Below are 6,669 nucleotides of genomic sequence, written 5' to 3'. Positions count from 1 at the left end.
AACGTTTCCCCCGGCTTTGGCTCGCTGCATGAAAAAAAGCGCCTCGCGGCGCTTTTTTTCATGGCGGCGTGGATTGCAGGCCGCTTCGGAGTCCATTGCTTCGGAATCCGTCTCAACGCCCCTTTGCGTTGCGCGCGCACAGCGCGGCCAGCGCGCCGATCACGCACACGGCGCCCACGTAGGCGGTCGGCGCGAACGAATTGGATTTCATCATCAACGACACGACCACCGGCGACAGGCCGCCGAAGATCGCATACGCGACGTTGTACGAGAACGAGATGCCCGAGAAGCGGATCACGGCCGGGAAGCCGCGCACCATCGCCGACGGGATCGCGCCCACCGTGCCGACCAGGAAGCCGGTGAGCGCGTAGAGCGGCACCAGCGTGGTCGGATCGGCCGCGACGCGCGAGAACAGCGTGCAGAAGCTGGCGGCGAGCAACAGGCCGCCGATCACGATCACGACCTTCGCGCCGAAGCGGTCGGCCAGCGCGCCGGCCACGATGCAGCCGATCGTCAGGCCGACGGTGGCGATGCTGTTGGCGAACAGCGCCGTGGCGGCCGGAATGTGCAACTGCTTTTGCAGCAAGGTGGGCGTCATCAGGATCACCACCACGATCGCGGCCGACAGCATCCAGGTCAGCAGCATCGAGACGATCACCGAGCGGCCGTGGTCGCGCAGCACCGCCTTCAGCGGGATCTCGGCGGCCAGCGCCTTGCGCGCCTGCAGTTCGGCGAACACCGGCGTTTCGTGCAGCCAGCGGCGCAGATACACCGACACGAGGCCGAACACGCCGCCGAGCAGGAACGGAATCCGCCAGGCGTACGAAGCAATTTCAGCCGGGGAGAAATGCCGGTTCACGCCGCCCGCCACCATCGAGCCGAGCAGGATGCCGGCGGTCAGGCCGGCCGTCAGCGTGCCGCACGCATAGCCGATGCGGCGCGACGGCACGTGCTCCGACACGAACACCCAGGCGCCCGGCACCTCGCCGCCCACCGCCGCGCCTTGCAGCACGCGGAACAGCAACAGCAGCACGGGAGCCAGGATGCCGATCGAATCGAAGGTCGGCAGCAGGCCCATCAGCAGCGTCGGCAGCGCCATCAGCAGCACGCTCAGCGTGAACATCCGCTTGCGGCCGACCAGGTCGCCGAAGTGCGCCATGATGATGCCGCCGAGCGGGCGCGCCAGATAACCGGCGGCGAAGATGCCGAAGGTCTGCAACTGGCGCAGCCAGTCGGGAATGTCGTGCGGGAAGAACAACTGCCCGATCGCGGGCGCGAAGAACACGAAGATGATGAAATCGTAGAACTCGAGCGCACCGCCGAGTGCGGCCAGGCTCAGGGTTTTGTAGTCGCTGCGCGTGAGCGCGCGATCGGCGGCGGCGCTGGGCGCGCGGCCTGTTTCGTATGCTTGCATGGTCGGGGCGAACGGAATTCGGATCTCGGCGCGCGCACCGTGCGCGACGCCGCAAGGCGTCCCGGGCGGCGGGCCGGATTGGCTCGCGACACGGGCCGCGTGATTCCGGTTCGGAGACACGCGGGGACGGCGTACTGGCGGGTCGCTGGATTCTACAGGATTAACGCAGGGGGTTTGACGCGCGATGCGTGCCTGGCAGGAAGGGAACAGGCGTGTAAGCGAAATGCAAAAACGGGCGCCCGACGCGCCCGTTTTTTGCCATTGCGTGCGGCCGCTGATGGGCCGCTGAACGCGCCGCTAGGCTCAGTTGCCGGCGATCGTATCGACCGCCTTGAACTGGCCGTGATCGACGCGGTAGATCGTGACCGGCGCGTCGCGCAGGTCGCCCTTCGCGTCATAGGCGATGGTCGCCGCCGACACGCCCTTGACCTGCACCTTGCCGACGAACGGGCCATACACCTTCGGGTCGGTCGAGTTCGCGTTCTTCATCGCCGTCAGCAGCGCGATCGCGCCGTCGTACGAGTACGGCGAGTACGTGACCACTTCCTCGTGGAAGCGCGCCTTGTAGCGCTGCTCGAAGCCGCTGAAGCCCGGCATCTTTTCCTTCGGCAGCCCGCCCATGTAGACGATCGCGCCTTCGGCCGCCTCGCCGCCCACCTTCAGGAAGGTCGGCGATTTCGACATCTCGCCCGTGATGAACGCGGCCTTGATGCCGAGCTGACGCATCTTGCGGATCATCGGCGAGGATTGCGCATCGCCGCCGCCGTAGAAGATCGCATCCGGGTTCATGCCCTTCAGGTTGGTCAGGATTGCAGAGAAATCGAGCGCCTTGTCGTTCGTGAAGTCGCGCTTGACGATGGTGCCGCCGGCCTTCTGCACGGACGTGGCGAATTCGTCGGCGATGCCCTGGCCGTACGCGGTGCGGTCGTCGATGATCGCGATGCGCTTGTAGTGCAGCGTGTTCACCACGTAGCTGCCGACGATGCGGCCGGCCTGCGAATCGCTGGTCAGCAGGCGGAAGGTGGTCTTGTAGCCGCGCGCCGTGTATTGCGGCGAGGTGGCCATCGAGATCTGCGGCAGCCCGGCCTTCTCGTAGAGATCCGACGCGGGGATGCTGGTGCCGGAGTTGAAGTGGCCGATGATGCCGGCCACGTTGTCGTCGATCAGGCGCTGCGCGACCGTGGTGCCGGTGCGCGGGTCGGCCTGGTCGTCCTGCGAATCGAGCACGAACGTGACGGGCTTGCCGCCGATCACCGGCTTGGTCGCGTTGAAATCGTCGATCGCGAGCTGCACGCCTTTCTGCATGTCGGTGCCGTAGTTCGACTGCGTGCCGGTCAGCGGCGCGGCGAAGCCGATCTTGACGGCGTCGGCGGCCATGGCCGGCGTGCCGGCTGCGACGAGGGCGGCGGACGCGGCGAGCGCGAGTTGCGAGATCTTCACCTTCACTTTCGTTTCCCCTTTGGCTGCTGCGGCCGGCTTTTCATGCGCCGGCCTGTTGGCGATCGCGGGGCGCCGGCCGGGAGCCGGCGTCCACTGTGCTGAAATCGGCGGAACGTTGCCGTGAGCCCGGCGCCTGGCGTGCAATGGATCGTCCAGGCTGGGACGCAACGATTCGAGCGATGACAGCGCAGTCTAGGTAGCGAAAAAGCGGAAGTCTTGCGAGACAACAGCACGCCGGATGACGATATCGGCATATGCGCGATTTCCCTGACTATGCCGATTTCGTCATCGGGTGCGCATAATGTCGCCAAGACGCGAGGCGCCGCCGCTTCCTACGATAGCGGCATGAAAACACTCGACTTCATCGATTCGCACACGGGCGGCGAGCCTACCCGCCTCGTCGTGTCCGGAGGGCCGGATCTCGGCGCCGGCCCGCTCGCCGAGCGCCTCGAACGCCTGCGCACGCAGCACGACGACTGGCGCGCCGCGGTGGTGACCGAGCCGCGCGGCTCGGACGTGATGGTGGGCGCGCTGCTGTGCGAGCCGTCCGATCCGTCCTGCGCGGCGGGCGTGATCTTCTTCAACAACGTCGGGTATCTGGGCATGTGCGGCCACGGCACCATCGGGCTGGTGGTGTCGCTCGCGCACCTGGGCCGCATCGGGCCGGGCACGCACCGCATCGAAACGCCGGTCGGCATCGTCGAGGCCACGCTGAACGCGGATCGTTCGGTGTCCGTGCGAAACGTGCCGGCCTATCGCTACCGCCAGGGCGTGAGCGTCGAGGTGCCGGGCCACGGCGCGCTGAAGGGCGACATCGCCTGGGGCGGCAACTGGTTCTTCCTGGTGGCCGAGGATCAGCACCGCCGCACCGTCGCGCCGCCGCACCTGAAGGAACTGACCGCGTTCTCGGGCGCGGTGCGCGATGCGCTGATCGCGGCCGGCATCACCGGCACGCACGGCGCGCTGATCGACCATATCGAACTGTTCGGGCCGCCGTCGCGGCCGGACCTCGACAGCCGCAGCTTCGTGCTGTGCCCCGGCGACGCCTACGATCGCTCGCCGTGCGGCACCGGCACCAGCGCCAAGGCGGCCTGCCTCGCGGCCGACGGCAAGCTGGCCGAGCAGGCCGTGTGGCGGCAGGAGAGCGTGATCGGCAGCGTGTTCGATCTGCAATACGTCCGGCATGACGAAACGATCGAGGGCGAACCGGCGATCGTGCCGACGCTCACCGGCCACGCGCACGTGATGGCCGAAGGGCGGCTCTGCTTCGACGACAGCGACCCGTTCGCGAACGGCATCCGGCTGAACTGATGGCGCGCGCGGATGTGATCGTGATCGGCGCGGGCATCGTCGGCGCGGCGTGCGCGGCGGCGTTGGCCGCGCGCGGGCTGGCGGTGGAGGTGCTCGACGCGGGCGGGATCGGCGCGGGCACCACCGCGGCCGGCATGGGGCACCTGGTGGTGATGAACGATTCGCCGGCCGAGCTGGCGCTCACGCGCCGCTCGCTGGCGCTGTGGCGCGAACTCGCGCCGAGCCTGCGCGAGCGCGACGCCTATGTGCGCTGCGGCACGCTGTGGGTGGCCGCCGATGACGAGGAACTGGAAGCGGCGCAGGCCATGCGCGACGGCTACGCGGCGGCGGGCATCGCGGCCGAGGTGATCGGCGCGGCCGCGCTGCGCGCGCGCGAGCCGATGCTCGCGCCGGGCCTGGCCGGCGGGCTGCTGGTGGAAGGGGACGGCATTGTCTACGCGCCGTCGGCCGCCGAATGGCTGCTCCGGCATTCGCCGGGCGCGGCGCGCATCCGCACGCGGCTCGGCACGCGCGTCGCGGCGCTCGACGGCACGCGCGTGCGGCTCGACGGCGGCGACACGCTCACGGCCGCGCAGGTGATCGTCGCGAACGGCATCGACGCCGCGCGGCTCGTGCCCGGCGTCGCGTTGCAGGCCAAGAAGGGCCATCTGCTGATCACCGACCGCTACCCCGGCGCGATCACGCATCAACTGCTCGAACTCGGCTATATCAAGAGCGCGCATCACGCGCAGGGCACCTCGGTAGCGTTCAACGCGCAGCCGCGCCCGACCGGCCAGATCCTGATCGGCTCGTCGCGGCAATTCGATACCGCCGATCCTGCCGTCGAGATGGCGGTGCTGGCGCGCATGCTGGCGCGCGCCACGCGCTATCTGCCGGGCCTCGCCGGCCTGAACGCGCTGCGCGCCTGGACCGGCTTTCGCGCGGCCACGCCCGACGGCATGCCGCTGATCGGCCCCGCGCCGGGGCGGCCCGGCGTGTGGCTCGCGACCGGCCACGAAGGGCTTGGCGTGACCACCTCGCTGGCGACGGCCGAACTGATCGCCGCGCAACTGAGCGGCGAGACGCCGCCGATTGCGCCCGAGCCGTATTGGCCATCGCGCGTCACGACGGAGGCTGGCCATGACTGACATCGACCGCAACGCGATCGGCGTGACGATCGACGGCGCGGCCTGCCGCGTGCCCCAGGGCGTGACGGTGGCGGCGGCGCTGGTGATCGCGCTCGGCGTGCGCGGCACGCGCGCGTCGGCGAGCGGTGCGCCGCGCACCATGCTGTGCGGCATGGGCGTGTGCCAGGAATGCCGCGTCGGCATCGACGGCCGCGCGCATGCGCTGGCGTGCCAGACCGTCTGCCGCGACGGCATGACGATCGATACGACCTGGAAATCCGAACGATGAATGTGCATTACGACGTCGTGATCGTCGGCGCGGGGCCGGCCGGTTTGTCGGCGGCGCGGGCGGCGGCCGAGGCCGGCGCGCGCGTCGCGATCCTCGACGACAACCCCGATGCCGGCGGCCAGATCTGGCGGCAGGGCCCGGTGTTTGAGACCGCCGCGCCGCTGGCCGAGGCGCTCGACGCGCTGCGCGCGCTGGGCGTCGAACGCCTGTCCGGCGCGCGCGTGGCGGCGGCGCTGCCGGGGCGCAGGTTGCTCGCCGAGCAGGGCGAGTCCAGCCTGACGGTGCGCTATGAACGGCTGATCGTCGCCACCGGCGCGCGCGAACTGCTGCTGCCGTTCGCGGGCTGGACGCTGCCCGGCGTGACCGGAGCGGGCGGTTTGCAGGCGCTGATCAAAGGCGGCGTGCCGGTGCGCGGCGAACGCATCGTGATCGCCGGCAGCGGGCCGTTGCTGATCGCCGCGCTGGCCACCGCGCGCGACGCCGGCGCGAAGGTCGTGGCCGTGGTCGAGCAGGCCGGTGCGAACGCCGTGGGCCGGTTCGGGATGTCGCTGGCGGCCACGCCGTCGAAACTCTGGCAGGCCGCGCTGCTCACCCGCGGCTTCGTCGGCACGCGATACATGACGGGCGGCGTGGTGCGCGCGGCGCACGGCGAGGCGCGGGTGGAGGCCGCCGTGATCGAGGCGGGCGGTCGCACCGAGACGATTGCCTGCGACCGGATCGCCTGCGGCTACGGGTTGCTGCCGAATTTGACGCTGGCGCGCGCGCTCGGCTGTGCGGTGGAGGGCGGCGCAGTGGCCGTCGATGCCTGGCAGCGCACCTCGCTCAATGCGATCTACGCGGCCGGCGAAAGCACCGGCGTGGGCGGCATGGAACTGGCGCGGGTCGAAGGGAAAATCGCGGGCCTGTCGGCCGCCGGCGTGAGCGAGGCCGACCCGCGCTTCGCGCCGCTGCTGCGCGAGCGCGACACCTGGCGCGGTTTCGCGGCGCGCGTTGCGCAGGCGTTCGCGCTCGGCGCGGCGGCGCGCGCGCTGCCGCCCGACGACACCGTGCTGTGCCGCTGCGAGGACGTGACACTCGGCATGGCGCGCCCGTTCGCGAACGCGCGCGAC

Annotated in this window: 6 protein-coding genes; 4 read left to right on the top strand and 2 right to left on the bottom strand. The window is 70.2% G+C overall.

Annotated elements, in window-relative coordinates; all coding sequences use genetic code 11:
• Window positions 1-112: 112 nt before the first annotated feature.
• Together ACYP33_RS10150 and ACYP33_RS10145 are read right to left on the bottom strand one after the other, a co-directional pair.
• Window positions 113-1,414, bottom strand: coding sequence for an MFS transporter (locus ACYP33_RS10150; RefSeq protein ID WP_459621398.1), 1,302 nt, complete (start codon window positions 1,412-1,414; stop codon window positions 113-115).
• A 303-nt stretch (window positions 1,415-1,717) separates the two neighbouring features.
• Window positions 1,718-2,860, bottom strand: a complete 1,143-nt coding sequence (locus tag ACYP33_RS10145) for a branched-chain amino acid ABC transporter substrate-binding protein (RefSeq protein WP_414441039.1) — start codon at window positions 2,858-2,860, stop codon at window positions 1,718-1,720.
• A gap of 339 nt (window positions 2,861-3,199) precedes the next feature.
• Between ACYP33_RS10145 and ACYP33_RS10140 the strand changes: the two genes are divergently transcribed.
• From ACYP33_RS10140 to ACYP33_RS10125, 4 genes are all read left to right on the top strand, one after another.
• On the top strand, window positions 3,200-4,165 hold the full coding sequence (locus ACYP33_RS10140) for a 4-hydroxyproline epimerase (protein WP_459621396.1): 966 nt from the start codon (window positions 3,200-3,202) through the stop codon (window positions 4,163-4,165).
• Window positions 4,165-5,292 (top strand): NAD(P)/FAD-dependent oxidoreductase, encoded by a 1,128-nt coding sequence (locus tag ACYP33_RS10135; protein ID WP_459621394.1) that lies wholly within the window; start codon window positions 4,165-4,167, stop codon window positions 5,290-5,292. Before ACYP33_RS10140 ends, ACYP33_RS10135 begins: the two co-directional genes overlap by 1 nt.
• The gene (locus tag ACYP33_RS10130; RefSeq protein WP_459621393.1) at window positions 5,285-5,560 is read left to right on the top strand and encodes a (2Fe-2S)-binding protein; all 276 of its coding nucleotides are present in this window, start codon (window positions 5,285-5,287) and stop codon (window positions 5,558-5,560) included. The genes ACYP33_RS10135 and ACYP33_RS10130 overlap by 8 nt, the downstream gene beginning before the upstream one ends.
• Window positions 5,557-6,669: NAD(P)/FAD-dependent oxidoreductase (locus tag ACYP33_RS10125; RefSeq protein ID WP_459621391.1), on the top strand; the 1,113-nt coding region annotated here is incomplete at its 3' end. The genes ACYP33_RS10130 and ACYP33_RS10125, both read left to right, overlap by 4 nt.

This window comes from Burkholderia sp. 3C (assembly GCF_054589155.1).
Note: the sequence above shows the minus strand (reverse complement) of the source record. Positions and strands in the feature narration are given on the sequence as shown.

What these genes read in the sequence shown, in the direction of transcription:
- ACYP33_RS10150 (WP_459621398.1), bottom strand. Translation starts at nt 1,414, where the DNA reads ATGCAAGCATACGAAACAGGCCGCGCGCCCAGCGCCGCCGCCGATCGC.
- ACYP33_RS10140 (WP_459621396.1), top strand. Translation starts at nt 3,200, where the DNA reads ATGAAAACACTCGACTTCATCGATTCGCACACGGGCGGCGAGCCTACC.
- ACYP33_RS10130 (WP_459621393.1), top strand. Translation starts at nt 5,285, where the DNA reads ATGACTGACATCGACCGCAACGCGATCGGCGTGACGATCGACGGCGCG.
- ACYP33_RS10135 (WP_459621394.1), top strand. Translation starts at nt 4,165, where the DNA reads ATGGCGCGCGCGGATGTGATCGTGATCGGCGCGGGCATCGTCGGCGCG.